Raw genomic sequence first — 1187 nt, forward strand, 5'->3', positions numbered from 1 at the left:
GTCCACTCCCCGTTATCTGAGACAGTCCTGATTAGAGTTTTCTAGCTGTTTTCGGTATGTCTCCGGGGGAAGATGCCCCAGACTTTCATGTGTACGATTCAGGTTATAATCCTGTTGCCAGAACCAAGCCATTTCTCTGACTTGGCTTAATGATTCAAACAAGTAAGCATTCAAAAACTCCCGACGAAATGAGCCATTAAAACGCTCAATAAATCCGTTTTGTTGTGGTTTACCCGGCTGAATATGGCACAGTGTAATGTGATTATATTCGCAGTAATTCAATAAGTTAACTGATATCAGTTCTGGGCCATTATCAACTCTGAGTTGCTGAGGTAACCCACGTTCTTTTTTCAGTCGATCAAGTACACGGATAACCCGGTCTGTCGGTAAAGAAGTATCAACTTCAATGGCCAGACATTCACGCGTTCCTTCGTCAATTATATTTAGTGTTCTGAACCGCTTACCGCAGTAAAGAGCATCATGCATAAAGTCCAGTGCCCACTGAATATCAGGCAGATTCACAATTGATAACGGCTTATTCTCACGTTTTGGCAGCGTTTTTTTGATCCTGCGTTTAAGGTTTAAACCTAACCGGCAATACACACGATAAACACGTTTATGGTTGAAGATAAACCCTTTAAATCTGAGACGATAATAGCATTTCCAGAAACCAGCCTGAGGCGACTCAGACAACACAGCCTGAATGGCATCGATAACGACCTTATCTTTTTCTCGCCAGTCAGTACCGCGCCGATAAAAAGAGGCCCGCGATAAAGAGGTCAGTTTGCAAGCTGTAATAACCGACAGGCCTGAAGCCGTTAATAATCCGGCACAGGACTTTTTCTCGGTTATTACCAACCCTTTTTTGCAAAAAGCTCCTTCATGGCATGATTTTCAAGACTGACTTCAGCAAACAATTTTTTGAGACGAGTATTTTCCTCTTCAAGCTCTTTTAATCGTTTAACATCATTAGCTTCCATCCCACCATACTTAGATTTCCAATTGTAGTAGGTGGCACTGCTAATTCCGTTCTGACGGCAAATTTCTTCAACTTTTATACCTGAATCAGCCAGTTTCAGGATATTAACGATCTGAGTTTCAGTAAAGCGTGCTTTTTTCATTTTGACCTCTGCAAAGGTAAAGGCAGAAAATCTAATTATAGCTGTCTCATTTTAGGGGGAGTGGAC

1 protein-coding gene is annotated in these 1187 nt (G+C 41.7%); it reads right to left on the bottom strand.

Annotated features, from left to right (window positions below; translation table 11 throughout):
• Positions 1 to 12 precede the first annotated feature (12 nt).
• Positions 13 to 1121, bottom strand: a protein-coding gene (locus tag YALDO0001_RS22585; RefSeq protein ID WP_086016827.1) for an IS3-like element ISYal1 family transposase whose coding sequence is annotated in 2 segments (ribosomal slippage) — positions 13 to 869 and positions 869 to 1121 — 1110 coding nt in all. Because the reading frame shifts where the segments join, the coding sequence is not laid out codon by codon here.
• Positions 1122 to 1187 lie beyond the last annotated feature (66 nt).

Source organism: Yersinia aldovae ATCC 35236, assembly GCF_000173735.1.
Classification (GTDB): Bacteria; Pseudomonadota; Gammaproteobacteria; order Enterobacterales; family Enterobacteriaceae; genus Yersinia; species Yersinia aldovae.